This is a genomic window from Leifsonia sp. T36S-04, from assembly GCF_042465655.1.
Classification (GTDB): domain Bacteria; phylum Actinomycetota; class Actinomycetes; order Actinomycetales; family Microbacteriaceae; genus Leifsonia.
In genome coordinates, this window is sequence record NZ_CP146286.1 from 2,864,509 (window position 1) to 2,889,962 (window position 25,454).

23 protein-coding genes are annotated in these 25,454 nt (G+C 68.6%); 13 read left to right on the forward strand and 10 right to left on the reverse strand.

The genetic code is table 11. The features are described from left to right. Position 1: 1 nt before the first annotated feature. The gene (locus tag P3F85_RS13930; RefSeq protein WP_374008409.1) at positions 2–613 is read right to left on the reverse strand and encodes a hypothetical protein; all 612 of its coding nucleotides are present in this window, start codon (positions 611–613) and stop codon (positions 2–4) included. A gap of 120 nt (positions 614–733) precedes the next feature. Here P3F85_RS13930 and P3F85_RS13935 point away from each other — a divergent pair, with 120 nt between their 5' ends. After that, positions 734–1,690, forward strand: a complete 957-nt coding sequence (locus P3F85_RS13935; RefSeq protein WP_374008411.1) for a DUF389 domain-containing protein — start codon at positions 734–736, stop codon at positions 1,688–1,690. A gap of 21 nt (positions 1,691–1,711) precedes the next feature. Here the strand turns inward: P3F85_RS13935 and P3F85_RS13940 are convergent, their stop codons facing one another. Continuing rightward, positions 1,712–2,470: an SDR family NAD(P)-dependent oxidoreductase gene (locus P3F85_RS13940; protein ID WP_374008413.1), complete on the reverse strand. Its 759-nt coding sequence runs from the start codon at positions 2,468–2,470 to the stop codon at positions 1,712–1,714. 76 nt (positions 2,471–2,546) lie between these two features. Between P3F85_RS13940 and P3F85_RS13945 the strand changes: the two genes are divergently transcribed. Next, positions 2,547–3,161 carry a TetR family transcriptional regulator gene (locus P3F85_RS13945; RefSeq protein WP_374008415.1) on the forward strand — a complete coding sequence of 205 codons (615 nt, stop codon included), beginning with the start codon at positions 2,547–2,549 and terminating at the stop codon, positions 3,159–3,161. Between the two features lie 40 nt (positions 3,162–3,201). On the opposite strand, the gene P3F85_RS13950 is transcribed toward P3F85_RS13945, so the two are convergent. Then, positions 3,202–3,588 carry a MauE/DoxX family redox-associated membrane protein gene (locus P3F85_RS13950; protein WP_374008417.1) on the reverse strand — a complete coding sequence of 129 codons (387 nt, stop codon included), beginning with the start codon at positions 3,586–3,588 and terminating at the stop codon, positions 3,202–3,204. Positions 3,589–3,718: 130 nt separating this feature from the next. On the opposite strand from P3F85_RS13950, the gene P3F85_RS13955 reads away from it, so the two are divergent. The 3 genes from P3F85_RS13955 (at position 3,719) to P3F85_RS13965 (ending at position 8,128) form a co-directional block, all read left to right on the forward strand. After that, complete coding sequence (locus P3F85_RS13955) at positions 3,719–4,108, forward strand: VOC family protein (RefSeq protein ID WP_374008419.1); 390 nt, start codon at positions 3,719–3,721, stop codon at positions 4,106–4,108. Positions 4,109–4,136: 28 nt separating this feature from the next. Continuing rightward, complete coding sequence (locus P3F85_RS13960) at positions 4,137–4,745, forward strand: YdeI family protein (protein ID WP_374008421.1); 609 nt, start codon at positions 4,137–4,139, stop codon at positions 4,743–4,745. A 74-nt stretch (positions 4,746–4,819) separates the two neighbouring features. After that, the gene (locus P3F85_RS13965; RefSeq protein WP_374008423.1) at positions 4,820–8,128 is read left to right on the forward strand and encodes a glucodextranase DOMON-like domain-containing protein; all 3,309 of its coding nucleotides are present in this window, start codon (positions 4,820–4,822) and stop codon (positions 8,126–8,128) included. An 82-nt stretch (positions 8,129–8,210) separates the two neighbouring features. Here the strand turns inward: P3F85_RS13965 and P3F85_RS13970 are convergent, their stop codons facing one another. Next, positions 8,211–9,587, reverse strand: a complete 1,377-nt coding sequence (locus tag P3F85_RS13970) for a DUF1214 domain-containing protein (RefSeq protein ID WP_374008424.1) — start codon at positions 9,585–9,587, stop codon at positions 8,211–8,213. Between the two features lie 230 nt (positions 9,588–9,817). Here P3F85_RS13970 and P3F85_RS13975 point away from each other — a divergent pair, with 230 nt between their 5' ends. Both P3F85_RS13975 and P3F85_RS13980 read left to right on the forward strand, forming a co-directional pair. Then, positions 9,818–10,972 carry a hypothetical protein gene (locus P3F85_RS13975; protein ID WP_374008426.1) on the forward strand — a complete coding sequence of 385 codons (1,155 nt, stop codon included), beginning with the start codon at positions 9,818–9,820 and terminating at the stop codon, positions 10,970–10,972. A 73-nt stretch (positions 10,973–11,045) separates the two neighbouring features. Beyond that, positions 11,046–12,200: a cation:proton antiporter gene (locus tag P3F85_RS13980; protein WP_374008428.1), complete on the forward strand. Its 1,155-nt coding sequence runs from the start codon at positions 11,046–11,048 to the stop codon at positions 12,198–12,200. Between the two features lie 73 nt (positions 12,201–12,273). Here P3F85_RS13980 and P3F85_RS13985 read toward each other — a convergent pair whose 3' ends face one another. The 3 genes from P3F85_RS13985 to P3F85_RS13995 are packed head-to-tail and all read right to left on the reverse strand — an operon-like array spanning position 12,274 to position 14,159. Continuing rightward, complete coding sequence (locus tag P3F85_RS13985; protein ID WP_374008430.1) at positions 12,274–12,771, reverse strand: universal stress protein; 498 nt, start codon at positions 12,769–12,771, stop codon at positions 12,274–12,276. Positions 12,772–12,787: 16 nt separating this feature from the next. Continuing rightward, positions 12,788–13,615 (reverse strand): universal stress protein, encoded by an 828-nt coding sequence (locus P3F85_RS13990; RefSeq protein WP_374010944.1) that lies wholly within the window; start codon positions 13,613–13,615, stop codon positions 12,788–12,790. Then, positions 13,551–14,159, reverse strand: coding sequence for a pyridoxamine 5'-phosphate oxidase family protein (locus tag P3F85_RS13995; RefSeq protein WP_374008431.1), 609 nt, complete (start codon positions 14,157–14,159; stop codon positions 13,551–13,553). The genes P3F85_RS13990 and P3F85_RS13995 overlap by 65 nt, the downstream gene beginning before the upstream one ends. A 106-nt stretch (positions 14,160–14,265) precedes the next feature. Here P3F85_RS13995 and P3F85_RS14000 point away from each other — a divergent pair, with 106 nt between their 5' ends. The 3 genes from P3F85_RS14000 (at position 14,266) to P3F85_RS14010 (ending at position 17,541) form a co-directional block, all read left to right on the forward strand. Continuing rightward, the gene (locus tag P3F85_RS14000; protein WP_374008433.1) at positions 14,266–14,571 is read left to right on the forward strand and encodes a DUF5652 family protein; all 306 of its coding nucleotides are present in this window, start codon (positions 14,266–14,268) and stop codon (positions 14,569–14,571) included. Between the two features lie 85 nt (positions 14,572–14,656). Further along, a complete protein-coding gene (locus P3F85_RS14005) occupies positions 14,657–15,916 on the forward strand; it encodes a wax ester/triacylglycerol synthase domain-containing protein (protein ID WP_374008435.1) in 1,260 nt (419 codons plus the stop codon). Continuing rightward, complete coding sequence (locus tag P3F85_RS14010; RefSeq protein ID WP_374008437.1) at positions 15,913–17,541, forward strand: ABC1 kinase family protein; 1,629 nt, start codon at positions 15,913–15,915, stop codon at positions 17,539–17,541. The genes P3F85_RS14005 and P3F85_RS14010 overlap by 4 nt, the downstream gene beginning before the upstream one ends. Before the next feature lie 73 nt (positions 17,542–17,614). On the opposite strand, the gene P3F85_RS14015 is transcribed toward P3F85_RS14010, so the two are convergent. Both P3F85_RS14015 and P3F85_RS14020 read right to left on the reverse strand, forming a co-directional pair. After that, positions 17,615–19,594 (reverse strand): ATP-binding protein, encoded by a 1,980-nt coding sequence (locus tag P3F85_RS14015; RefSeq protein WP_374008439.1) that lies wholly within the window; start codon positions 19,592–19,594, stop codon positions 17,615–17,617. Positions 19,595–19,638: 44 nt separating this feature from the next. Continuing rightward, positions 19,639–20,148: a MarR family winged helix-turn-helix transcriptional regulator gene (locus tag P3F85_RS14020; protein WP_374008441.1), complete on the reverse strand. Its 510-nt coding sequence runs from the start codon at positions 20,146–20,148 to the stop codon at positions 19,639–19,641. Positions 20,149–20,241: 93 nt separating this feature from the next. Here P3F85_RS14020 and P3F85_RS14025 point away from each other — a divergent pair, with 93 nt between their 5' ends. Further along, positions 20,242–20,811 (forward strand): NADPH-dependent F420 reductase, encoded by a 570-nt coding sequence (locus tag P3F85_RS14025; RefSeq protein WP_374008443.1) that lies wholly within the window; start codon positions 20,242–20,244, stop codon positions 20,809–20,811. Between the two features lie 2 nt (positions 20,812–20,813). Here P3F85_RS14025 and P3F85_RS14030 read toward each other — a convergent pair whose 3' ends face one another. Next, positions 20,814–22,307 (reverse strand): helix-turn-helix domain-containing protein, encoded by a 1,494-nt coding sequence (locus P3F85_RS14030; protein ID WP_374008444.1) that lies wholly within the window; start codon positions 22,305–22,307, stop codon positions 20,814–20,816. 132 nt (positions 22,308–22,439) lie between these two features. Between P3F85_RS14030 and aceA the strand changes: the two genes are divergently transcribed. After that, on the forward strand, positions 22,440–23,747 hold the full coding sequence (aceA, locus tag P3F85_RS14035; RefSeq protein ID WP_374008446.1) for an isocitrate lyase: 1,308 nt from the start codon (positions 22,440–22,442) through the stop codon (positions 23,745–23,747). Between the two features lie 29 nt (positions 23,748–23,776). Next, complete coding sequence (gene aceB / locus P3F85_RS14040) at positions 23,777–25,420, forward strand: malate synthase A (protein WP_374008448.1); 1,644 nt, start codon at positions 23,777–23,779, stop codon at positions 25,418–25,420. Positions 25,421–25,454: the final 34 nt, after the last annotated feature.

The following is a 25,454-nucleotide window of genomic DNA, read 5'->3' on the forward strand; positions in this document are numbered from 1 at the left end:
CTCACCCCGACGGGAACGCGCGTTTGAACCTCTGGATCTGCAGTGCGGCGGAGACGGCGAAGAGGGGGGCGCCCACGAGAGCACCCACCGCGAAGGAGACCGCCGTCCCGGCACCCGCGGCGCCGATGAAGATCGCGACGCCGGACCCGCCGACGACCGCATTCACCGCGCCGACCATGCTCGCCATCGTTCCCACGACCCACCGCCGCGACGATCGCATGCCGAGCATCTCGTAAGCATCGGAGGCATCATCCCCGGCCGAGACGAAGAACGGGGGCGCGGCAGGGTGTACGCCGGCGTAGTACCGGCGAATGCGCGCCATCGCGCGCAGCGCCCGGAGGTTCTCGATCGCCGTGTCGATGAGACGGGCGATGGTGAACCAGCCGAGCACGAACACGGTCGTCAGCGCAGCCGCGGCGAAGGGCAGGAACAGGTCGGGCGACGCACCCGAGACGAAGCCCAGGGAAACGAGGGCGCTCGACAGCGTCACGAGGTAGAGCGACGACCGGCTGCTGGACTCGCTGATCGACGCATTCGATGCACCCTGCAACACGAAGTACTCGGTGTTGAGGATGCCGAGGAACTGGGCCGCATCCGCCCTCTCGTCACTCACGGTCACACCCTACGGTACGAGCGCACATCGACGGCTCCCTCCTCGCCTGATCGGCGGCCGCGTTCACCGACACGCCCCCGATCGCCGCAGACGAGACGCGGTTACGGTGACACTGATCACGTGCAGCATCTGCGAATCATCGCCCCCGCCCACCTCGTCGACCAGGTGCTCACGACCCTCCAGGACAACGTCGCGACGACCAATATCGTCCGCATCCCGAAGGCCTCCGTCCGCCCCGCCGGCGATCTGGTGCTGTGCGATGTCGCCCGCGAAGGATCAGGTACGCTGCTCGACCAGCTTCAGCAGCTCGGCGTGCAGCATGAGGGTTCGATCTCCGTCGACGACATCGGCATCGAGATCTCGGATGCGGCCAAGCGCGCGAGCCGCGCCGCCCCGGGACATGCCGCGGACGCGGTGGTGTGGCAGGAGATCGAGCAGCGCACTCATGAAGAGACGGGCCTCTCGCCGACCTTCCTGACGTTCATGTCCGTCGCCACCATGATCGCCGCGATCGGCGTGGTCTTCGACGAGCCCATTCTCATCGTCGGCGCGATGGTCGTCGGCCCGGACTTCGGTCCGCTCGCTGCGCTCTCCGTCGGCCTCGTGAGGCGGCGGGGTCGGATGATCACCCAATCCCTCGTCGCTCTCGCCGTCGGATTCGCGGTCGCCATCGTGATCACCATCCTGTTCACGTTCGCGCTCACCGCTCTCCACCTGATGTCACCGGCCGACCTGCTGCGTTCCCGGCCTCTGACGGATTTCATCTGGAGACCGAACGTGCTCAGCTGGGTGATCGGTTTCCTCGCCGGCATCGCCGGCCTCCTGTCCCTGTCGACCGCGAAGTCGGGCGCACTCATCGGAGTGCTGATCTCGGTGACGACGATTCCCGCCGCCGCGAACGCCGCCGTCGCTCTCGCCTACGGGGCCACCGAACAGGCCGTCGGTGCGCTCATCCAGCTGGTCATCAACCTGGCCGCTATCACCGTCGGCGGGGTGGCGACCCTCCTCGTGCAGCGCGTGAACCAGCGACGCCACGCCGCGCAGTCGACCACCGGGAAGCAGCGCGGTACGGTCTGACCGTCCCGGATCGACCCCCGGTCAGATCGCGGACCACCCGCCGTCGGAGGCCAGGACGACGCCGGAGATGTTGGCGGAGTCGTCGCTGAGGAGCCAGGTGATCGCCGCCGCCAGCTGCTCGGGCTGGGCGACCGAGCCGACGTTGGTCTGCATGATCGGCCCGAGGCGCTCGCCGGCGAGCTGGGATTTGAACGTGCCGTCCACGTTGGTGACGACCCCTCCCGGTGCCACGGCGTTGGTGCGCACACCGTTCGGCGCATAGAAGACGCTCGTGCTCTTGGTGAGGCCGATGACGGCGTGCTTGGAGGCGGTGTAGGCAGCGCCCGCGGCCGAGCCGCGTAGACCTGCCTCGGAGGACACGTTGACGATGGAGCCGCTGCCCGCCTCCACCATGAGAGGGAGGACCGCGCGAGTGAGTCGCATGATCGCGGTCACGTTCACGAGGAACACCCGATCCCACGTGGCGTCGTCCACCTCTGCGGCCGGGAGGAAACCGTCCATGATTCCGGCGACGTTGGCGAGAGCATCCACCCGGCCCCCGGCAGCGTCGAGGACCGCGGCGATGGCCTCCTCGGTGGAGATGTCGCCCGCGACGGTCGCGATGTCGAGGTCGGGGTTCTCCTCCGTGAGCCCTGTCAGCCGCTCGGCTGAGATGTCACTCGCGATGACGCGCGCGCCTTCCCGTGCGAGGCGGAGTGCGGTGGCCTTGCCGATTCCGGAGCCGGCCCCGGTCACGATTGCGGTCTTCCCGGCGAAGCGTCCGGTTCCATTGCTGCTCATGGTGCTGTACTCCTTATCGATGACATCGTCGGCGCTCGATCGGGCGTCGCCACCGTTTATAACACTGAGTGTCATAATGACGACTGTGAATTCTCCGGATGCCGCGCCGGCCGCGCCGCGCCGCGGCCGGCCCGCTGACGTCGACCCCGAGAGGGTTGCCCTCGTGGCCCTGCGACACTTCGCGTCGCACGGATACGAGGCCACCACGATGGAGGAGATCGCCGGCCTTGCGGGCATCAGCCGCCGCACCTTGTTCCGGTACTTTCCCTCCAAACCCGATCTGGTGTGGGGCGGGATGGAGGCTGTCGTCGAACGCATGCACCGAGTGCTCGACGCAGCCTCCCCCGACGAGAGCACTCGCGAGGTCATTTCCCGCGCCGTCAGCGAGTCGCTGGATATGGACCAGGAGTCGATGGAGGCGACCCGGCTGCGGCTCAGGTTGATGGCATCCGACCCGGCCCTCATCGCCTTCGGAGTCGTGCGGCTGAGCGCGAACCGCGATGTGCTCGCCGAGTTCGTCGGCCGTACGCTCGGCCGGCCCGTTTCCGACCTGCAGGTCCGCGTCCTCTCGGACGCGATCAGCTCGGCGAACTTCTCAGCGCTCCTCTGGTGGGCGACGAACAGGGACGACGACGATCCCGCGTCGGTAGTCGTGGAGGCCCTGGGCGTAGTGCTGGGAGGGCAGCCGTAGCTCCGATCCCTCACGCGCCGGGTGCCAGCGACCGGGGCGATCAGCGGGTCGTGCGCCTCGAGGTCGACCAGAGCGCCGCCGCGATCAGGAGAGGCTGGAAGGCGAGACGGACGAGCCGCTTGCGATCGGTGTCGAGCCCGAACGCATCCCGGCGATGCCGCCACTGCGAGACGTTGCCGGGGAAGACGGCGGTGAAGAAGGCCGCGGCGACCCAGCCCGTCGTCCTGCGCCATGGCGCAGCCACCAGCGCCGTCCCCAACGCGATCTCGACAGCGCCGGACAGCACGACCGTGGTGTCCTCGTCGATCGGAACGAACTCCGGAACCTGCGCGGAGAACTCGCGACGCGCGAAGGTGAGATGGCTCACTCCGGCGAAGACCAGAGCCGAACCGAGAAGTACGCGGACGAGAGTTCGAAAAAGCGACATGACATCCATCGTGGCCCGCGCCAGCCGGATTTCCCAGGCCGCGACGAGCGGTTCAGAACACGTCCGACCCCTGTTCAGTGGTCCCCTCAGTTCTCTAGCCGGGCTAGCCAATGGTGCCTATGCTGCTGCTATGGCCGACTTGGTGATCTATCTGAGCTACCCGGAACCGGGTGCCGTCATCGAGTGGCTTCAGGCCTTGGGCTTCTCCGTCCGCGTCACGAGCGAGCACGACGGCCGCGTCGTGCACTCCGAGTTGCGGCGCGGTGACGCGGTCGTGATGGTGGCGGGCGACGATGCGGCATACACTCGTCCGCCTCTGGTCGGCGTTTCCACCGGCGTCGGCGCCTACCTGGTCGTCGATCCGGCGGAAGTCGACGAACTTCATGCCGCAGCGGTTCTCCACGGCGCCCAGAGCGTGTTCCCACCCGAGGACACCGAATGGGGCACCCGGCGGGCACGGGTGCTGGATCCCGGAGGCCGGGAGTGGAGCTTCGGCAGCTACCGGCCCGGCCAAGAGTAGCCATACTCGGGCCGAAGCAGACAACGTCGTGGTCGAACTCGCACAGGTCTACATGGCGGATCGCCCCGCATTGCGGAGCTGGCTACTCGAGCACGGTGAGAACTCGCCCGGGATCTGGGTGATCTACCGCAAAGGACCAGATCGCACGATCAGCTATGACGACATCGTGGAAGAAGCGCTCTGCTTCGGGTGGGTGGATAGTCAACCTCGCAAACGAGACGACACTCACGCGATGCTGAGGCTGACACCCCGCAAGAGAACTAGCGGCTGGTCCAAGCTGAACAAGGATCGCGTGGTCTCGTTGCGAGAACGTGGCCTGATGCGACCCGCCGGGGAAGCCGCGATCGCCGCCGCCCAGGCCAACGGAGCCTGGACTTCACTGGACGAAGCTCACTCGCTCCGCGAGCCGCAGGACCTGACCGTGGCTCTGACCGCAGACCCCGACGCGTCGGCCAACTGGGGCCGGTTCCCTCCCTCTGCGCGGAAGGCCATTCTGGAGTGGCTCGCCTCGGCCAAGACCGAGGCGACGAGAAGCAGCCGGATATCGAAAATCGTCTCGGAAGCCCACGAAAACCGGCGCGCGAACCAATGGCGACAACCAGGAGCCTCTACCGCGAGAGCTCGGCCTCCGGAGTGATTGCTCGGGCCCCCGGACGGGGGTAGCCTCCCCAGGGTGAGCGCGCATCGGTGCGAGCTCGGAGGAGTCCGAGAATGATTCGTCGTCGTTTCACTCTGCCCGCAATCGTCACGGCGTTCGCCCTCGCCACCGTCGGACTCAGCGCCACCAGCGCATCCGCCACCGCTGAAGCTTCCGGGTCACCGGGAGCCGTCAGCCACCAGGCCCAGTCGCGGAAGGATTGCGTCGGCACCGCCCGCAACACCACGTCGAAGATCTGGTTCACGATCGCCAACGGCGTGCTCAGCGACGTCTACGCTCCCACCGTCGATGCGACGAACGTGGAGACGATGCAGTTCCTCGTGACCGACGGCTCGACCTTCACCGATCTTCAAACGCGCGACATGACGTACACGGCCACCTCCGACCCCACCGGCATGATGTGCACCGTCACTTCGACGGCGAAGAGCGGCGCTTACCGCCTCGTGACCACGTATCTCACCGACCCCGCCAGGGACAGCGTCGTCGTCCACACCCGGTACGACGCTCTGAAGCCGAGCGCCAAGAAGTACCAGCTCTTCGTGCGCCTGGATGCCAACGCCGGCGGCAACGGCGGCGGTGGTTCGGCGAATGGCGGGGCCGACACCGCGGTCGTCGACACCTCGACCGGCACCCCCGTGCCCGTTTCGTTCGACACCAACACCACGAGTCAGGCCAATCGAACCGCTTACGCCGTGCCCTCCTACGTGGCGCTTCGAGCGGACCAGGCGTTCTCGGCGGTCAGCAGCGGGTTCGTCGGAACGGCCAGCGACTCGATCAGCCAGCTCGACGCCTCCCACTCGCTGACTCCCGTGACGGACACCGCCACCTCCGGGAACGTCGAGCAGACCGCGGGTCTCCGACGCGACCGCAGCGGGAGCGCCACGATCGCGCTCGGCTTCGGAACCAGCCAGGCCGCAGCCGTGGGCACAGCGTCCGCGACCGTCAAGACGAAGGTCGCGGCGCTCAGTGCCGGCTACCTCGCCGGCTGGGTGAAGTACGACGGTTCGCTCAAGCCCCCGATCCTCACCGCACCCGGTCTCGCACCGGGTCAGCGGCTGACGGCCATCAAGAACTACTATCAGTCCGCGAACGTCGTCAAAGCGTCCGAAGACAAGACGTTCCCCGGCGCCATCGTCGCCGGCCTGGACGCGCCGTGGGGACAGTCCATCGCCGCCAACGACCCGAACAACCTGTTCACGAGCGGCTACCGCGAAGTGTTCTCCCGCGACCTCTACGAGGCCTGGACGGCTCTCTACACCGACGGCGACCTCGCGACGGCACGAGACACCGTGCGCTACTTGCTCACCAAGAGCCAGCAGGCCAACGGCTCCCAGCCACGCAACTCGCTGCTCGACGGCACGAAGGCCGCCGACGCCTTCAACGACCAGTTGGATGAGACGGCCTACCCCATCCTGATGGCCCTGCAATCCGGCCTGGCCGGCGACAACACGCTTTGGCCGCACGTGAAGGCCGCAGCGAACTTCCTCATCAGCCACGGCCCGAGCTTCGGCGTAGAGCGCTGGGAGGAGCAGACCGGATACTCACCGTCCACCATCGCCGCCGAGATCGCCGGTCTGGTCGCCGCTGCAAGTATCGCCGACACTCACGGGGACGCGGCGAGCGCCCGTGTCTGGCGAGCCACCGCCGACCAGTACCAGCGCACGATCACGGCATGGGGCGTCACCACGAATGGGCCGCTCTCGCCCGCCCCGTACTTCATCCGCCTTTCCAAGACCGGGGATCCGAACGCCGCCATCAACTACAACGTCGGCAACGGCGGCCCCACACTCGACCAGCGGGCCGTCGTCGACAACGGCTTCCTCGAGTATGTGCGCCTCGGGATCCTCCCCGCCACTGACCCCGTCATCGCGAACTCGTTGGCGGTGACCGACGCGACCATCCAGCGCCCCACCGCCAGCGGACCGGGCTGGCTGCGGTACAACGGCGATGGGTACGGCGACTGCGTCGCCGGGTCCGGCACCAGCTGCACCATCACCGGAGCACCCTGGACCAACGGCAACGTGGGCACCGGCCACCCGTGGCCCGTGCTGGCCGCGGAGCGCGCCCAGCAGTTCCTCGCGATCGGGCAGGCGAGCGCCGCCTCCTCCGTGCTGGCCTCGATCAACCGAGAGAACTCGGGTCCTGGACTCGTCCCCGAGCAGGTCTGGGACCAGCCGAACCTGCCACGCGCGCCGTACGGCAGCGACCCGGCGACCGCCTCCATCGGCTTCGTGAACGGCCAGGCCGACGGATCCGCCTCTCCCTTGACGTGGGGATCGGCTTCACAGGTCCGCCTCACCGCCGACCTCTCCGCCGGCCGCAGCCTCGAGCAGCCGTCGCAGGTCCGTGACCGCTACGTCGCCCACACCCAAGCCGGCACCCCGCTCACGGTGACCTCCCCCGCCGACGGCACGGCAGCCGGCGCCACGATCACCGTCACGGGTGCCGCCGCTTCTGGCGCGAGCGTCGACATCGCGGATGTTGCGACCGACGGCGACTCCGCCACCACCCTCAGCCACACCACGGCTGCCGCCAACGGATCCTTCTCCGCGACCATCTCGTCCGCTGCCGGCACGAACGTGCTCGTCATCACCTCCACCGCCCCGAACGGCGGCACGGCCCAGACCGTGCGGTCGGTCGTCAACGACGTGGTGAACGGCACCCTGCTGTTCAGTGCAGACGACCCCACCGGCGACGACAACGGCCCAGGCACATACGCCTATCCGACGTCCGGCGACTTCCACCCTGGAGCGTTCGATCTCACCAGATTCCAGGTCTACGACACCGGCTCGACCGTCACCTTCCGCGTGCAGACGGCCGACCTGACCCCCACCTTCGGCTCGACCAACGGAGCCCAGCTGGTGGATGTGTACGTCGCGCAGCCCGGGGCGACATCCACCTCAGCCGCTGCCTCCTATCCCGGGATGAACTACCAGGTGTCTCCCGCCTGGAGTCGCCTCGTCGAAGCCCAGGGCTTCACAGGCAGCAAGATCGTGGATGCCTCCGGAGCCTCGACCGGCACCGTGACCGTCAGCGCGAACCAGGTGTCGCGCTACACCACCTTCAGCGTGACCAAGACCGCCCTGGGCGGCACGCCGGCCGCTGGATGGGCCTTCGCCGTCACGCTCACCGGCCAAGACGGCACCCACGGCGTCGACCAGACCCGCGCCTTCACGAGCACGCCGGGGGCGTACAGCTTCGGCGAGTGCGCGGTCGGCGGCTCGGACCCGCTCTGCACCGCCGACCCGAACACGGTGCCCAAGGTCATGGACACGATCACACCGAGCGGAGTGACGCAGGCGGACGAACTGAACTACGCGGTGCACAACCCCGTGGTGGTGCAGGGCGTGGTGGTTCCCTGAGCGGCCACGCGGGACTTCGAGGCGGCCGAACTCGCGTACATCTGCCTGTCAGTGATTCGGCAGGATGGCCAGATCCGTCAGGTCAGGCTCTGTGGAAGTCCCCGAGTTTCCAGTCGCCTTGGAAGGCTTCCGGCTGTGGCCCGTAGAGGCGGGCGTAGACGAACCAGCCGCGGCCTGGGATCGTCTGGACGAAGTGCCTGTCGCCATCGGGGCGCTCGGGGCCGAACGCGAGTTGTGCGGTGCCGTGCTCTGGAAGGTCGGCGAGTTCGAACAGGCTTCGGAGAGCGGCGTCGTTGTGGGAGGTAGCGATCTGACTGCGGGTGACCGCGTCGTAGACAGTGACCGACCAGAACAGGCCGGCCGGCACCGGCAGGGGGATGTCCAGGGTGTAGGAGGACCCGCCGTCGAGGTATTCGCCCACGGAGTCGCGGGCCGAGAACCAGTAGAGGGAACCGGCACCGGATTGACGCCGGAACATCGCCGGCGAGGTGGCGATGGCCTGGTAGAACCAGGTCTCCCGCGCGGCCACATCCGTGAGCCCGTCGAGGGCGAAGTCTGCGTTTTCTGGCCGCAGGGTCACCCATTCCCACCGGCGGTCTGGCCATACGACCCGGTCGGGACGGCGGTCAGCCAATGACTGCACCCGCAGTTGCGCGTCCGCCTCGACGGCTGCGGCGATGAGGATCGACGCCAGCCGGTCGTCAGGGGTGAATGGCTGGCCGGCTCGGATGCCGAGAGCGGCGAGCTCTGCGAGATAAGCGCGGTCTTCGTCGTGAACGGGCTCGGTGTCGATGTAGTCCTGGAGCAGCCGGAAGTAGTCGAGTGTCCCCTGAACCGAGAGCGGGGTCGTGTCCTGCGGTTTGCCGGTCAGATCCGCCCAGGTGGGCTCCTGCCACCGGCCGTCCGAGTGGAGCGGTGCGACCTGTACTGAACGCAACAGCGCGATCGCAGGGTCGACCTCGCCGTTCTGCGGGATTCCACGCAGACCCACCACCACGCGGGTGCCGCGCGCGCGATGCGCGTACCCCTCGGCAGGGTCGTCCCCCGCGTAGTCATACGGCAGAAATACATGCTGCGCGCCGCGGCCCTCCTCGGGGCCGGCTATACCGAGGTCGGCGATCCAGCTCTGGTCGGTGTTCAGCGCAGCACCGACGATCGGACCAGGCGGCACCGTCACCACGATGGGGCCCTCGGAGAGGTCGAGGAGCACCGGCGCATACGGAGTATCCGAGTTCAAGGTGAAGCCGACCTGTCCCGGTCGAGTGTCCATCGTCCCGAACACCCGATTCGGCACAACCCCACCGGCCTGGGTCCCCGACCAGATCGCCATCCCCGAGACGGCGGGGAAGAAGTGTTTGTACGCCACGATCGCCCGAACGAAGTCGGCCCGATCGTATGCCTCTGATACGGTCGCCGAATCGGGAAATCCCCCATCGAAGCGATATTGTCCCTGGTTCACCTGCCACCCCCAACGGCAGCCCGCCAATGGGCCGTTGCCGGGCAGCCTAGGAGACGCACACGGGCGAACGGAAGTACCGCCTGCGAGCTCACCACGCGCCACCGCGTCTGGTGGCAGCGGCTCGGTCAGGCCGTACGTCATCGAGGTGCTCGGCGCGTCGCCTCGGGACCAACGACCCTATTGCCCGTCTGGCCGGGCGCCGATCCTGATGGGAAACGGAAGGTCCTGGCATGAGCATTCGGTCACATATTCACCGCCTCGCGGCCGCAGCCGCTGTTGCGGGAATCGTCCTGCTGTGCACCGGAAGCGCAGCCGCGTCCCAGCAGCAGGCGGCCTCACCGGAGACCTCGGCCAGCGGACCTCATTTCTACACCGGTACAGCGGTGGACGTTGGCGGCGCTGTCGACGGCGACGTCTATGCCGCCGGGCAGAGCGTCACCGTCAGCGGCGATGTCACCGGCGATGTCATCGCCGCCGCCCAGACGATCGTGATCACCGGAACGGTCGACGGGAACGTGCGACTCGCTGCCCAGGACGTGACGATCAGCGGCACCGTCGCACGTAGCGGCACGATCTTCGCCTCCAATTTCGTGATCGCCGCTCCCGGGGCCGTTCAGAACGACATCGTCGCCGCAGCAGGCTCCATCCGCGTTGTCGGGGAGGTCGGCAGGGACATGCAGGTCAGCGTGGCGAGCCTTACGATCGACGGGACCGTGGGCGGCGACGTGACCTACTCCAGCGATGCGTCCGCACGCATCGCCGACGGGGCAGTCCACGGCACGGTGCACCACATCCGACCGCAGAAGGAGCAATCGAGCAGACCCGAGCTCTCGCCGTGGGCGGTCGCGATCGGCTGGATGCTGGGTCTGCTCTACGCTCTCGTGGCCCTCAGTGTCATCACGGTAGCGGCCGGCCTGCTGGTCCCGCGCACGCTCCAACGCGTCACCGACCAGCTGATGCCGTCGCCCTGGCGCGCACTTCTCGTCGGATTCGTCGCTGCTATCGTTGTGCCGTTCGCTCTGCTGTTCCTGCTCGTCACGATCATCGGGGCCCCGCTCGCCCTCGCGGGGATCCTCATCTGGACCGCGCTGACACTCGCCACCTTCCTGTTCAGCGCTTACTACCTCGGCAGGCTCGTCCTTCGCGGCATGCACCATCCGGCGCTCGTCTCGTTCGTCGGCGGCCTCATCCTGATCGTCGCGCTGCAGATCCCGTGGCTCAACATTCTGGTGTGGCTTGCGATGGTGTTCTTCGGCCTCGGCGCCGAGCTGCTGGAACTGCGCCGGCAGCGACCCTGGGCGATGATGACCGATCCGGTTGTGGCGCGGCCGCTCCCGCCCGCAGATGTGCTGACTCGCGATCAACCCCCGCAGCAGCCGCTGTGATGGCGGGCGGCCGCGTCGCCCTCAGCGGGCTTCGGGCCAGCTCCGGCGCACCGACGCTGAGGATCAGCGCCCGGTGACGGCCGCGTCGCTGGCTGTCGTCGTCGCAGTCGCCCTGCTGGGGCCGCTGCTGTCGGCCCGGGCGGCCTGGCGGATCCCTGTGTTGGTGGGCGAGCTCGCCGGCGGCCTGCTGATCGGCAACACCGGCCTCAGACTCGTCGACCCGGCTGCCCAAGGGTTCCAGTTGCTGGCCACCATCGGTTTCGGGCTGACCATGGTGGTGGTGGGATCGCACATTCCCCTCCGCGATCCGCGCTTGCGTTCCATGGTCGGTGCCCGTGGAATCGCGGGTGCGGCGCTGGCCGGCGCGGCGGCCGCGGCTCTGAGCGCGCTGCTCTCCACCGTCTTCGGCACCCAACACGCGGTGATCTACGCCGTAGTGCTGGCTTCATCGTCCGCGGCCGTCGTCCTGCCGATGCTGGCATCCGTAGGCGTGAATTCCGGCTCGGTCGGCCAGCTGGTGTCGCAGATCGCGGTGGCAGACGTCGTCTGTATCATCGCCCTGCCCTTCGCGGTGGCGCCTCAGCACTCGGCCGCCTCAGCGGTCGGCGCATTGGTGATCGCGGGCCTGGCCGTCGCCTTGGGTGCAGTGCTGTCTCGGCTCGGGCGGACCGATCTGCGGCGGCGGATGCACGAGTACTCGGAGCGGCGACGCTTTGCGCTGGAGCTGCGGTTCAGCATGCTCGTGCTGTTCGTCTTCGCCGCGATCGCCCAGGCGGCGCAGCTGTCCATCATGCTGGCCGGGTTCGCACTGGGCCTGGTGCTTTCGGCTGCCGGCGAACCGCACCGCCTGTCCCGGCAGCTCTTCGGCATGACCGAAGGCTTCTTCGGTCCGTTGTTCTTCGTCTGGCTGGGCGCGTCCCTCGACCTACGTGAGCTCGGCGCGCATCCCGCGATGGCCATCCTCGGTGCAGGGCTCGGAGTCGGCGCCGTGCTGGCGCATGCTGCCTCGCGGGCAGCGGGGCTGCCCTGGTCCCAGGCGATCGCCTCCTCGGGACAGCTGGGTGTGCCGGTCGCCGCTGTTGCGCTGGGCCTTCAATCGGGTGGGTTGCTTCCCGGCGAAGGATCAGCGATCCTGCTCGGCGCTCTGATCAGCGTGGTCGCAGCAGCGCTGGCCGTCCGGGTGATCGCGCGCCACACCCAACCATCCCCTGTGCCGACCACCCGATGACGGGGGTGGAGGGGCCACCACGACCAGGTTGTCCAGCCGGGAGAAGCTCACCATCCCACTACCGTGCGTGTGCTCATGCTCGTTCCTCCTCTTGCTGCACCGATACGCGCGGTGCGTGCCGGTGGTGTTCTGTGTCCGGGCGGACCACCAGCACCGGGCAGGGCGCCTGAGTGGCGCAGTAGAGGCTGACCGAACCGAGGAAGGGCGACGCCAGCCCGCTCAGACCGCGGCTACCCACCACGAGCATGTCCGCACCGCGCGCCGCAGCGGCGAGGACGGTTCCCGGATGTCCGGGCTCCGCCCGCAGGTGCACCCAATCGGGTACCTCGCTGCCGAACTCGCCGGCCACCACATCCTGCAGGGTGCCGTAGGCCGCCACCTTCGGTGAGCGCTCCGGGTCGGGGAAGTAGGCGTCGTACATCGACGTGGAGTACTGCCACGCTGTGATCACCTCGAGGCGGGTGCCCAACGCCGTCGCGAGACGGGCGGCCTCATGAAAAGCCCGACGAGACTCCTCCGAGCCGTCCACCCCGCAGACGATGGGAGGCGATGTCGACTTCGATCTCTCCACGATCCGCTCCTTCCGCTCAGATCTCCTCCGCGTCGCCGGGGAGGACGTAGGAGTACTCCTTCGGCGTCACGAGAACCGGGCACGGCACGTTCAGCAGCACGTCATGGCTCACGGAGCCGAGAACCGCTGCGGTGAAACGTCCACGGCCACGGGTACCGACTACTAGCACAGCCGCCCCACGCCCCCGCTCGATCAAAGCGGCCGCAGGATTCTGCCGCACCACGACAGGGGTGATCGGCACCGCACGAGCAGTCGGGACCTCCTCTATCGCCTCCGGGATAACCGCAGCCTGACGGGCCAGGTAGGCCGGATCCACGTTCTGCTCCTCGTCGAGAGCGCGGTGGAAGATCTCGGGCACATCCCAGGCATGAACGGCCTCGATACTCGCACCAAGCCAGCTGGCCTCCGTGGCCGCCAACGCCAACGCGGAGCGCCCGAACGGCGAACTGTCCACCCCGACGACCACCACATTGCGTTCACCCTCCGGCGCGTCCGGTATCACAGCGACCGTGCACTCCGCCTTCGCCGCCACCCGCAACGGCAGCGACCCGATCCGGGCACCGGTTCCGTCCGTCCGCCTGTCGGTGCCGACCACGAGCAGAGCCGCGCCGTCCGCCGCGCGCAGCAACGCGCCGGCGGGGGTTCCGTCGACCCAGCGGAATTCTGCCCTCACCCCAGGGTCGAGTTCACGAACATGCGCTTCTGCCTGACGGAGCTCCAGCTCCAGCCCGGTCGTCACCTCGACGTGCGGCCCGAACACCGCAGCCCCGAGTCGGGTGTCAAGCGCGGCCACCACGTCCAGGGTCCCACCGCGGCGGCTGACGCGTTGCACGGCCCAGTCCAGCGCCCGCCAGGCGGAAGGAGAGCCGTCGAAGCCGACGACCGTGCGGCCATCGCTCACGAGCGCAGCTCCGCGCGCCCGGTGACCGTTTCCAGTCGGAGTCGGAAGACCGCTGACGCATGACCCGGGCGCCCGAGCTCGCGTCCCTCATCGGCCAGGCGCGGGATGTCCAAGGTGCGCAGCATCCCATTTCTGCGCCCGGGTGCTCCGTGCCGCGGGAGGCGACCGGGGGCCGGAAACGGTCCAGGAGGTAGTCGAGCCCCTCCCGTGCCTCAGGACCGAGCAACTGCTCGAACGTTCCCCACGCGATGACGCTGCGCCACTCGTCCACGCTCACCGCATCGTCCACCTCGAAGCAGATCCGCGGATGCGCTCGCAAGGCGTCCAACTTCCGGCCCGGAGCGCTGTGCGCGTAGACGTCGCCGTCGCGGTACGCATACGAGATCGGAACCACGTACGGGATCGAGTCGTCGATCAGTCCCAACCTCCCGACGGTCTCCTCCGACAGCAGGTCGTCGATCTCGTCACGGGTCATGTCCCTAGGCATCTGCGCTCCTCACATCGCTCCTGCTCTGAGCTTCGCCCGGCGCGGACGATCGCGTTGGGACCTTCGGCCCTTCGCGACACGTCGGCAGTCCGCTTGAGTGGGGACCATGAAGCCGAAACTGCAAGAACGGCACCCCTGGCCGGGCCGTGACCTGTCGCCCACCGGGCGTGCCCTCATCGGAGCGGGTGTCGCATGGAGCCTCGCCTGGAAGGGTGCATCCCTGTGGCGGGCGGCCCGGAATGAGAGCAAGCCATGGTTCGTCACCCTCCTGCTCGCGAACACTCTCGGCGTCCTGGACGCCATCTACCTGTTCGGCGTCAACCGCGCACGCCGAGCGGATGACCGGGTCGAGGCGGCCATCCTGTCCGCCACAGGGGAGCCTGCGCAGCGCGGGCACACCCCGGAGACCTGACCTGGCGCCCAGCCTGCTACGGGCGCAGAAAGTGGTTCTCCACCCCATGAAACAAGCGCCTGAAGCGACGACACCGATCGCAGCGGTGGATGCCGCCAACCTGATACTGGAGCGCGGCCAACCCAATGTCGTGACACTGGCCGGCCTCCTCGCCCCCGGTGGCTTCGTGGACGCAAGCGGCTTCCCGGACATCGCGTCCCTCCGCGATACGCTCGCGATGCGCGTCGGCCGCGTCGCCGCACTCCAGCGCGTCGCCCAGAGAGTGGACGGCGAATGGACCTGGCGGACGGCCGCTCCCAGCCTGACCCACCACGTCCGTTTGGTCGAGCCTGACCTCCTCGCTCAGAGTGCCCGCGATGCCACCGGGTTCGAGCGGACCTGCGCCCGCGTGGTCATGAAACCCCTGGACGCCAACCGTCCGCTCTGGGAGATCCTCCTCGTGCCTCACGCCGCCGAGGACCGGTGCGGACTGATCTTCCGACTGCATCACGCGGTCGCCGACGGTCTGGGGGCCGAGGCCCTGATCGCGTCGCTGGCGGACTCCGCCACGGGCGGGACCACCGCCACTGCACCCGCTCGGCAGAATGTCGACGCCGTCCAGCCCACGAGACGGCCGCGCATTCGGGGACTCGGCGACTTTGCCGCGCAGACGCTCGCCGTCTTCCGCCGGGACGTTCACTCGGACGTCCTTCTCGGGCCCCTCGGCCCGACGCGCGACATAGCGTTCGCGGACGTCGACCTGTCACGTCTGCATGATGCCGCCCGGCGCCTCGGCGGCACCATCAACGACGTGTTCCTGGCAGCCTTCGGCCAGGGAATCCGCGCCTTGCTCATTGCCGCCGGCGAAGCTCCCCCGGCGACGCTTCCCGTCTCGAGTCCTGTACGACTCGAGCGACAGCCTGGAGCGGGGAACGCCACCGGCGTCATGCTCATCGATGTTCCCGTCGGTTCCGCGGACCCACCCGTCGACCTCGAACACTCTGTCGCGCTCGTAGCCGCAGCAACACGCAGGGAAAAGGCCCGCGCGCGCAGCGTCGGAACGTTCCGGTGGATGCGCACCCCACGCGCCGCCCATCTCCTCATGCGTTTCGCGCTCCATCAACGCGCCGTCGGCGCGATCGCCTCCGAAATGACGGGGCCACCCCGGACTCTCCACATCGGTGGCTCCGAGCTGATCGCCGCATGGCCAATCGCACTGCTTTCCGGAAACGTGCGGGCCGGTGTTCTGGCCGTCTCCTATGCGGGTCGCTTGTGCATCAGCGTCCAAACGGACAACTCGCACCTCCCGCCCGCCAACGTCCTCGCGAAGGCCATGAGAGCGGCCTTGGAACGGATGAGTCAATGAGCAGTCACCTGGGCCGATATGAGCAGGTCGGCGAGGTTCTGGCCCGCCATGGTCTCGGATTCCTCGCCGAGATCACGGGCGTCGACCGTTGGTTCGCCCCGCGCCCTGCCGACCATGACCCGGCGACGACACCGGTACGCGTTCGTCTCGCGCTGGAGGACCTCGGACCGACGTTCATCAAGCTGGGCCAGCTCCTGTCCACCCGCTCCGACCTCCTACCGCCGCCCTACCTCACCGAGCTTGCGAAGCTTCAGGACGCAGCGCCAGCGGTGCCCCCTGAGGAGATCCTCACAGCGATCCGAGCAGAACTCGGCGCCGACGTCGAAGAACTATTCGCCGACTTCGATGTTCACCCCCTGGCCTCCGCGTCGATCGGGCAGGCCCACGCCGCGCATTTGGACGACGGCACACCGGTGGTGGTCAAGGTGCGCCGGCCGGGCGTCGTGGCCCAGGTCGAGGAGGACTTGGCGATCGTGCAAATCCTTGCCCGCCAAGCGAGCCGCCGATGGGAACGCGCACGCGACTACGACCTGGAGGGACTTGCACAGGATTTCGCCATCAGCCTCCGCTCCGAATTGGACTACTTGCAGGAAGGGAGAAATGCCGAACGGTTCGCCACGAATTTCGAGGCCGACCCCATGGTGCGCATCCCGCGCATCGTTTGGGAGCGGACGACATCCCGAGTATTGACCCTCGAACGCATGACCGGGATCAAGGTCAACGACATCGAACGCCTTGATGCTGCGGGCATCGACCGCAAGGAGGTCGCCCGCCGCGGCGCGGACATGGTACTCAAGATGATCTTCCACGATGGCTTCTTCCATGCCGATCCGCACCCAGGGAACTTGTTCGTCACCTCTGACGGCAGCATCGCGCTGATCGACTTCGGCATGGTGGGCGAGCTGAACGATGAGCTGAAGCAGGAACTGGCCGATTTCCTGATCGGGTACACACAAGCGAGTCCGTCGTTGCTGGCTTCCGCGCTGTACGCCCTCTCCATCACCAAGGAGGTCGAGGACCGGCCGCGGCTCGAACGATCGCTAGCCGGATGGGTCTCTCAATACGCTGGCCGCCCACTGAGCGAGGTCAACTTCACTCACCTCATCAGCCAGTTGCTTGCCATGCTCCGCGAGCATCATCTCCAACTTCCCCGACAAATGGCCCTGCTGTTCAAGGTGCTGATCATGGTCGAGGGCATGGGTCTCCAGCTGAATCACGAGTTCGCGCTCGGCGAAGTGCTCACCCCGTATGCGCGCCGCCTTGTGGAGAACCGGATCTCCGTCCTTGCAACCACGAAGCGTCTTCTGCGCGCATCCGGCGACGCGGCCGAACTCTTCATCGAGCTTCCCCGACGGCTGCGCCGCATCGTCGAGACGCTGGACTCGTCCGGGATCCAGATCCATTTGCGCGCAGCGGAGCTGGAGCCCCTCGTAGGGCGCGCGGAGCGCATCGGAAACCGGCTGGTCGCCGGCATGATCACGGCCGCACTCATCAACGGTGTCGGCGAACTCGTCGCCGGCAAGCGCACGGGACGACCCTGGATGACCCTGCTCATGACCGCTGGTCTGAGCACCATCGCGTCACTCATCGGCTACCTCATGTGGACCGGCCGGCGCCACGACTGAAATCCGCCCGTTCCTCGCGACGCCGACCGGGACGGTGCTGGTCGGCGGCGAAGGCGGCGGCGCTCGCCTGCAGTCACTCCGCAGACGCAGCGACGAGCTTCGGAAGCTCGACGGACGCGCGCGTGCCTCCGGTCGCAGGCGACGCGAGGGACACGGATCCACCGTTTCGCTCCACGAGTTCGGCGACGATCGCCAACCCGAGGCCGGTCCCCGGGACGGCGGCGCGCTCCATCCCGGGCGCCCGGTAGAACCGTTCAAACGCGTGCGCGAGGGTCTCCTCGCTCATCCCGGGTCCGGTGTCCGCGATTTCCACGGTGAGGGTGGTGTCGGTCGATGACGTTGTCACCGTCACACGACCGCCCTCCGGAGTGAACTTGATCGCATTCGCGATCAGGTTCGTGAGGATGCGGCTGACGTCGCGCGGGTCGGCCCGAGCCGAGCCGCCCTGACCGGTGCAGCTCAGCTCGATGTTCTTCTGTGCCGCGAGCACGCTGGCCTCGCTCATCACCTCGCGCACCTGAGCGTCCACGTCGGCGACGGCCGCTTCGACGGGTCGCCCCCCGCCCCCGCCGAGGGTCAGAAGATCCTCGACCAGCGATGCCAATCGCGCGGCGTTGCGGTTGATGACCTCGACCCACGTCTTCTCCTGCTGACCGAGAGCCTCGGAGTCGGCGAGCAGTTCGCAGAAACCGACGATGCTGGTGATCGGTGTGCGCAGTTCGTGGCTCGTCGTCGCGACGAAATCGTTTCGTTGCCGCTCGAGATCGAGACGCGTCGTGAGCATCGCCTCCTGCTCCCGCTCAGCCGCCAGCGCCGCCGCCTGCATCCGGAGCGTGTCGGTCACGTCGACCAGCTGGACGGCGAAACGGTCGGGCTCGTCGGGGATCCGGTTGGCCGCCACGGTGAGGGTGCGCTCCGCGGACGGCAGGGTGATCGCGGCCCCTCCCCCGACCGCCGATCGAGCGGCCTCGGCGAGGCCGCCCTCCCACCGCGTACGGCTCTCGGTGGGCAGCAGGGCTGCAGCGGTGGGGTTGGACCAGACCACGCGGAGCATCCCCTCGCGGGACTCTTCCGCGATCACCAGACCGATGGATGCCTCGACGGCACTGCCCGAGAGCAGCCGGGAGGTCGCGAGCAGCTGCCGTCCGGTCGCGCGCAGCTCGTACTGAGCTGCCGACAGCACGACCGCGAAGCCGGCGAACGTGACCAGGAACGTCTCCGCCAGGGCTGCTCCCTGGCTGAGGTCCACGTCGCCTCCGTTGAACGGTCCTCCGCCGGCGATCGTGAACGCCAGTATCGCCATCGACGCGAGCAGAGTCTCGACCAGGACCACCCGGATGGGGAAACGGAACGCCGCCCAGGCCAGAACCGGATACGGGAGGAACGCGAGCGGCAGGTGCACGGACGGGCTGAAGACCACGACGACGACGCCCGTCAGGATCGCCGACTGGATCGCCATCTCCACGGCCGTGGCGCGGACCGGGAGCCGTGGAGGCAGCAGGCCGAACGGCGCGATCATGAAGACCGCCGCCGCATGCGATGCGGCGACGAAAGCCGCCGTCGGGAAGAAGGATCCGCCGTCGAAGACCGCGACAGCGATGCCGGCGAGCACCCCGATCGCGACCGCGCCGGCGAGAACGGCGACAGCGAACCTGACGGCGGCATCCAGAGTGCGCAGACGGAACCCGCGACCCCCCAGTTGCCGCAGCACGCCGAGCACGACGATCACCTCGATTGTGTTCGCGACCCCGAAGGCCCCGGCGACCACGAGCGGCCGCCCGGCCACCGCATTGGCCAGGGTGGTGCACACGAGGATCGCGACGAGAGCCCAGATGCGTTCCCTGCTCGACGGCGCCAGCAGGACGAACAGCACCGAGAGGCCCGCGGCGGGCCACCAGATCGCGACCTCACTCCCGGGCGGCGCCACACGGACACCCAGCACCGACGCCCCGAAGATGAGAACCACCGAGAGCAGCCACCCCCACCAGGGGAAGGCGCGGCGCGGCCGGTTCGGCACATCGTCGGCGATGGGCATGTCGGCACGGGCGGTCACTCCTGGAAAGTACCAGTGCCCGGGTGCTCAGCCCGGTACATCCACTACCGCGAGGCGGCGGACTGCATCACCGACTCGCACGCGTCGCTGGGGCGGCGAGCAGGATCGATGCTGTCGATGAGAGCAGCCGAGATCTCCGCCAGTTGCTCGTGCTGAGCGGTGGTCAGGGCGCCGAGGAGCTTCTCGCGGATGAGCTCCAGATGCCCCGGAGCCGCGGCCTCCACGAGCTCGGCGCCCGCGGCGGTGAGCACGGCGTTCGTCGCGCGGCCGTCCTCCTCGCAGGGGACGCGTTCCACGAGACCGCGCGACTCCAGTCGTTTCACGACATGGCTGAGCCGCGACGCCGAGGCGCTGGTCGCCGTGGCGAGGGCACTCATGCGCATCCGCCGACCGGACTCTTCGGCGAGCCGGGAGAGCACGAAGTACTCGTAGTGGGTGGATGCGGTGTCGCGCGACGCGTGGCTGTCGAGAACCGGGGGAAGCACCTGGGTGAGCGCGATCAGGCCCAGCCACGCGGCACGGCGAGTGCCCTCGGTCTCCTCCTCACTCACCATGGATGAATGGTAGCAATTGCTTGACGCTTCAACAAAGCCGGGCTACGGTTAGTTGAAGGTTCAACTATGGCTCGGGCCAGAACGAGGGAGACCATGACTACCGTCACGATCATCGGCAAGGGAAACATGGCGAACGCCATCGGCGGAGTCGTCGCTTCCGGCGGGAGCACGGTCGAGTACGCGGGACGTGAGGGGGACACCGTCACAGGCGACATCGTCGTGCTGGCGGTCCCCTATCCCGAGGTCGACGCAGTCATCGCAACGTACGGCGACGCGCTGGCCGGCAAGACCATCGTGGACATCACCAACCCCCTCGACTTCGCCACGTTCGACGGACTCGTCGTCCCGGCCGACAGCTCGGCCGCGGCCGTGATCGCCGGCAAGATACCCGGGGCGAAGGTCCTGAAGGCGTTCAACACGACCTTGGCGGCCACCTTGACGTCCAAGACCGTCGGCGGGCTGCCGACCACCGTCCTCATCGCGGGCGACGACGACGCGGCCAAGGACGCGCTCGCCGAGCTGATCACCGCCGGAGGTCTCCGCGCGATGGATGCGGGCTCGCTGAAGCGCGCCCGCGAGCTCGAAGCCATCGGCTTCCTGCAGATCAGCCTCGCGGCAAGCGAGCGCATCTCCTGGACCGGGGGCTTCGCCGTCGCGCCCTGATGTCACGGCCCGCTTCGCTCGCGGCCCACAGGGGCATGGCGGTCGAGGAAGGCGTAGACCTCCGTGGGGTCGACGCCCGGGAACGTCCCGGTCGGCAGCGCGGCGAGCAGGGAGGTGGGGGTGCGAGCGGCCGGCCATGCCATCCCCTCCCAGCGTTTGGCGAGCGTGCCGGGCGGGCGGCGGCAGCACGATTCGTCCGGGCAGCGGGAGACGGTGCGGTGCGACGTCTCCCGGCCGCGGAACCACTTGACGTGCGCGAACGGCACGCCGACGCTGACCGAGTAGTCGCCCTCTTTCGCCTTCTCGACTCGTGAGGTGCACCAGAACGTGCCGCTGGGAGTGTCTGTGTACTGGTAGTACGGACTGAACCGGTCGGCCACGTCGAACACCGTCCGCGCGGTCCAGCTTCGGCATACCGGCGTGCCCTCGATCGCGCCGAGCGCATCCGACGGGAAGACAACGGCATCGTTCTCGTACGCCTTGATGATCGTGCCCGACTCGTGCACCTTCATGAAGTGCACCGGGATGCCCAGCCGCGCAGTGGCGAGGTTGGTGAAACGGTGCGCCGCGGTCTCGTATGAGACAGCGAACGCGTCGCGCAGGTCCTCCATCGAGATGCGGCGGAAGTTCTTCGCCTCGGTCAGGAAAGAGACCGCATCCTTCTCGGGCAGCAGGAGCGCCGCCGTCAGGTAGTTGGTCTCGATGCGCTGCCGCAGAAAATCGGCGTAATTTCGCGGCTCGTCGTGTCCGAGCAGGTGCGAGGCGAACGCCTGCAGGATCGGCGAGCGCGAGTCGCGGGACGCCGACTGCTCGGTGGGCAGGTAGATCCGCCCGTTACGCCGGTCGGTCACCGAGCGGGTGGAGTGCGGCAGGTCGCCGACGTAGTGCAGCGAGTATCCGAGGTGGTCGGCCATGTCGGTGACCGTCTGATGCGACACGGGGCCGCCGGTGTGCCCGACGACGGCCAGGAGCTCGGCCGCGATCGCCTCCAGCTCGGGGAAGTGGTTGTCGCGCGCCCGCATGGTCGCGCGGAGTTCCGCGTTCGCCCGCCGTGCCTCCTCCGGCGTCGCCGCGCGCTCACGGTGAAGCCGCTCGACCTCCTGGTGCAGGCCGAGGATCGCCCGCAACGTCGCGTCGGGGACGGTCCGGCTGACCCGCGTCGGCTCGATCCCGAGGGAGGCGAACACGGGCCCGCGCTGCGCCCGCTCGACCGCGATCTCCAACGCGGCGCGCTCGTCCGGCGGCTCCGGGGCGAGCAGGTCGTCGACCGTCGTGCCGAGCGCTGCGGCGATCGCGCGCAACTGCGCGAGCCGCGGTTCGCGGTTGCCGTTCTCGATCGTCGACACCTGCGACGCGGCCCGGTCGATCGCCGCGGCCAGCGCCTCCACGGTCATCCCGCGACCCTGCCGGACCGCGCGGATGCGCCTCCCCAGGGTGAGTGCGTCTGCCTCGGGGCGGTCGTCCTGCACGTCGTCGATGACGGTCATGCTGGCCATGCTGACACCCGCGCGGACTTCTGGCAAACAGAACAACGCCGGTATTTCTGCGAACGAATGCGGCTCACGCCCGCGTCGACGGGCGAAGGATCGAGTCAACCGAACGCGAGACATCGACCGATGGAGGCCACGATGACGACCCAGAACCGCCCCGGCGACACCACGCAGACCGCCGGCGAACTGCAGCTCGAATGGGATGCGGACCCGCGCTGGTCCGGCATCCGCCGCGACTACACCGCTGCCGACGTCGTCGCGCTGCGCGGCCCCGTCCGTGAGGAGCAGACCCTCGCACGCCGCGGCGCCGATCGGCTGTGGGAGCTGATCCAGCGCGCCGGCACCCCTCAAGACCCGCGCTGGGTCGCCGCCCTCGGCGCGCTGACCGGTAACCAGGCCGTCCAGCAGGTGCGCGCTGGACTCGAGGCGATCTACCTCTCCGGCTGGCAGGTCGCCGCGGACGCCAACCTGAGCGGCCAGACCTACCCCGACCAGAGCCTGTATCCGGTGAACTCCGTCCCGGCGGTGGTCCGCCGCATCAACAACGCACTGCTGCGCGCAGGCCAGGTCGAGGGCACCGACGGGTCCGTCACGGACTGGATGGCGCCCATCGTCGCCGACGCCGAAGCCGGCTTCGGCGGCCCCCTGAACGCGTACGAGCTGATGCACGGCATGATCCAGGCCGGCGCCGCCGGAGTGCACTGGGAGGATCAGCTGGCCAGCGAGAAGAAGTGCGGACACATGGGCGGCAAGGTGCTCGTCCCGACCGGCCAGCACATCCGGACCCTCAACGCCGCGCGCCTCGCCGCCGACGTCGCCGGAGTGCCGACGATCATCGTCGCACGAACGGACTCCCTCGCCGCCACCCTGCTGACCAGCGACCACGACGAGCGCGACCGCCCGTTCCTGAGCGGCACGCGGACGGCCGAGGGCTTCTACGAGGTCCGCAACGGGATCGATCCGGTGATCGCCCGCGGGCTCGCCTACGCGCCCTACGCCGACCTGCTCTGGGTCGAGTCCGCCGAGCCCGACCTGGAGCTCGCGCGCCGCTTCGCGGAGGCGGTCCACGCCGAGTTCCCCGGCAAGAAGCTCGCCTACAACTGCTCGCCGTCGTTCAACTGGCGCTCGCACCTCGACGACGACACCATCGCCCGGTTCCAGCGCGAACTGGCGGCCATGGGCTACGCCTTCCAGTTCATCACCCTGGCGGGCTTCCACGCGCTCAACCACTCCATGTTCACGCTCGCCCGGGACTACTCCACTCGGCACATGAGCGCCTACGTCGACCTGCAGGAGGCGGAATTCGCCTCCGAGGCCGACGGCTACACCGCCACCCGCCACCAGCGGGAGGTCGGCACCGGCTACTTCGACCGGATCGCGACCGCGCTCAACCCCGACAGCGCCACGCTCGCCCTGGTCGGCTCCACCGAAGAACACCAGTTCTGAAACGCCGTACCGACAGAAGGAGAAGAACCATGATCGAGATCACCGGTCCCCACAGGGACGGCGACGACCGCATCCTCTCGCCGGAGGCCATCGCCTTCGTCGATCACCTGCACCAGACCTTCGCCGCCCGGCGGCAGGAGCTGCTCGCGGAACGGCGGCAGCACCGCGCCGAGGCCGGCAACGGCCGCGATCCGCGGTTCCTCAGCACCACCGCCGCCGTCCGCGAGGACGCGGGCTGGCGCGTCGCCGGCGCTGGGCCCGGCCTGGAGGACCGCCGCGTCGAGATCACCGGGCCGACGGATCCGAAGATGGCCATCAACGCGCTCAACTCGGGCGCCCGCGTGTGGCTCGCCGACCTGGAGGATGCGACCAGCCCGACCTGGCGCAACATCGTCGGCGGCCAGCAGACGCTGTTCGACGCCGTCCGCGGCAACCTTGACTTCACGAGTCCCGAGGGCAAGGAGTACCGGGTCACCACGCCGTTCGAGCACACCCCCACGATCGTCATGCGTCCCCGGGGCTGGCACCTGGTGGAGAAGCACCTCGCCTTCACCGACCGGGCGGGACGCACCGCGCCGGCCAGCGCATCCCTCACCGACTTCGGGCTGTACTTCTGGCACAACGCCCAGGCGCTGGTGGATGCGGGACGCGGACCGTACTTCTACCTTCCGAAGCTGGAGTCGCACCTCGAGGCACGGCTGTGGAACGACATCTTCGTCTTCGCACAGCAGCGGATCGGGATGCCCGTCGGCACGGTGCGCGCGACCGTCCTGATCGAGACCATCCCGGCCGCGTTCGAGATGGAGGAGATCCTGTTCGAACTGCGCGACCACTGCGCGGGCCTCAACGCCGGACGCTGGGACTACATCTTCTCGATGATCAAGACGTTCCAGGGCCGCGGCCGCCGCTTCGCCTTCGGCGACCGGGACCGCATCACCATGACGGTGCCGTTCATGCGTGCGTACACGGAGCTGCTCGTGGCGACGTGCCACAAGCGCGGCGCGCACGCGATCGGCGGGATGAGTGCCTTCATTCCCAACCGGCGCGACCCGGAGACCACCGCGCGGGCGTTGGCGAAGGTCGCCGAGGACAAGCGGCGCGAGGCCGGCGACGGCTTCGACGGGACGTGGGTCGCGCATCCCGACCTCATCCCGACCGCCCTCGCAGAATTCGACGCGGTCCTCGGCGACCGGCCGAATCAGGTCTCGCGGCAGCGCGACGACGTTTCCGTGACAGCGGACGACCTCCTGGACGTCGGGGGAACGGAGGCGACGGTGACGGACGCGGGCGTGCGCTCGAACGTCTCGGTGGCACTCCGCTACATCGAGGCCTGGCTGCGCGGCACCGGCGCCGTCGCGATCGACGGGCTGATGGAGGACGCGGCGACGGCCGAGATCTCGCGCTCACTGCTGCGCCAGTGGGTCGACAACCGGGTGGTGACCGTCGAGGGCTCGGCGGTCGACGCAGCGGCGGTCGAACGCATCCTGGACGAGGAGCTCTCGCGGCTCGACTCGGAGGGCTCACGATTCGTCGATGCGGCGGGGCTGCTTCGGGAGGTCGTCCTCGGGGAGGACTTCTCGACGTTCCTCACCATTCCGGCCTACGCGCGCTACCTGGTGGATGCGGCTGAGCCGGACGACGCGGACGCCGAGCGGTTGGCGCTGGCGGGCTGAGGCGCGGCCCGGTCAGGAGGGTGTCAGAGACGCG